Here is a 1,584-nt window from a genome sequence, read left to right as displayed (position 1 = left end):
TGTTTTCGGGTCGTAATCATCCTTGTCGGCGGCCGCGCGAACGTCGCCGCCGACCGCGCCGTCGACGGTTATCGAGCCCGCGCCGACGTCGAGCGAGCCGTCGATTCGGCCCGTCTCCGTCAGCTCGAAGGAGCCGGCGCCGGCCTCGACGCTCCCGCCGACCGCGCCGTCGACGAGGATCGTTCCGGCGGCGGCTTGGACGTTCCCGTCGACGCGACCGGTCTCTGCGATGCGGATCGAACCGGCCGCGCCGGAGAGGTCGCCGTCGACGGTGCCGCGGACGACGACCGCCCCGGCGACGCCGTCGATCCCGTCGACCGTCTCGCCCTCGTCGACGACGATCGTTCCGGAGGCACCCTGGGCCGACTGGGCCGTTGCGAGCCCCGTCGCGAGCGGGAAGAGGAGCGCGACGACGGCGAGAGCGACGGCGATACGACGACGAAACGCGTTGGAGGGCGAATCCATGAGAGAGGTGTTAGTTTTGAATGACATATAGTTGTTTGGTGATTGATATCGTGGGTCGATCTTGAGCCGACGACCGGCGGGGGACGTTCCGGTCTCCGCGACCGGCGGCCCGCCCGAAATCGGACGGCGGTACAACTATACTGGTCCGTCGCCACGTACGGGTGAACTCTATCATGGAGATCTCAGAGAAGCTCCTCTGTCTGTTCAGCGCCGACGTTCGCGAGGAGGACGGTGAGTACGTCGTCGACGTCCCGCACCGCGAGATCGAGACCGGGTCGCTGGAGCCGGGCGAGACGTATCGGGTCGCGCTCATCTCGCGCTCGGAACCGGAAGCGGGCGACGAGACCGACGGCGACGCCGACGTGTCCGCCTCCCGCGCCGACGACGGTCCCCAGCCTCCGGTGGAGCCGGGCGAGATGCGGTACGTCGAGATCGAGGACCTCGGCAAGCAGGGCGACGGCATCGCCCGCGTGGAGCGGGGCTACGTGATCATCGTCCCCGACACGGAGGTCGGAGAGCGCGTAAAGATCGAGATCACGGAGGTCAAATCCAACTTCGCGGTCGGCGAGGTCGTCGAGGAATAGCCGTACCAACGAGACGACGAGCGGCGACGAACCGGTAGTCGCGAGACGCGAACCGGCGTGGCTTCCGCAGTGAATCTCCCCGAACTGCCGTCGAGGCTTCTCGCGGCTTCTGTCGTGAGTCGCCGTGGCTTCTGTCGTGAATCGCCGTGGCTCCTGTCGTGAATCGTCGTGGCTTCTTAGTGCGATCCGTGCGTACGCGATCACATGAAATCGATGAGGGTCGCCGACGAGCGGGTCCCCCGACACCCATGCCGCACATGAGCGTTCGACTGCCGGTCGCGGACGCCCCCGCGTCGGTCGGTGACCGACGCGTCGGCCTCTCCGCGTCGGTGCTTTCGGACCTCGGCGTCGACCCCGGCGAGACCGTGAGCGTTCGCGGCGGCCGGGCGACCGCCGCGGTCGCGGCGCGCGCCGCCGACGACCCCGGCGGGATCTGCCTCCCCGATCCGATCCGTCGGAACGCGGACGCCGACCTCGGCGACGAGGTCACGGTCGAGCCGGTCGCCGCCGCGGCGGCGTCGGGGGTCGCCCGCCG

The 1,584-nt window shown here is 69.0% G+C and carries 2 protein-coding genes and 1 pseudogene; 2 read left to right on the top strand and 1 reads right to left on the bottom strand.

All coding sequences use genetic code 11. From position 1 onward, the window contains the following. A partial coding sequence (locus tag OQF71_RS14525; protein ID WP_280588522.1) for a polymer-forming cytoskeletal protein occupies positions 1-465 on the bottom strand: 465 nt, incomplete at its 3' end. A 173-nt stretch (positions 466-638) separates the two neighbouring features. Here OQF71_RS14525 and OQF71_RS14520 point away from each other — a divergent pair. Together OQF71_RS14520 and OQF71_RS14515 are read left to right on the top strand one after the other, a co-directional pair. Continuing rightward, complete coding sequence (locus tag OQF71_RS14520; protein WP_280588521.1) at positions 639-1,049, top strand: TRAM domain-containing protein; 411 nt, start codon at positions 639-641, stop codon at positions 1,047-1,049. Positions 1,050-1,306: 257 nt separating this feature from the next. Then, positions 1,307-1,584 (top strand): annotated as a pseudogene (locus OQF71_RS14515) (AAA family ATPase); the annotation flags it as partial.

This window comes from Halorubrum sp. Boch-26 (assembly GCF_029889805.1).
GTDB lineage: Archaea > Halobacteriota > Halobacteria > Halobacteriales > Haloferacaceae > Halorubrum.
Note: the sequence above shows the minus strand (reverse complement) of the source record. Positions and strands in the feature narration are given on the sequence as shown.

Excerpts from the sequence above, each read along its gene's own strand:
- OQF71_RS14520 (WP_280588521.1), top strand. The coding sequence starts at position 639 with ATGGAGATCTCAGAGAAGCTCCTCTGTCTGTTCAGCGCCGACGTTCGC.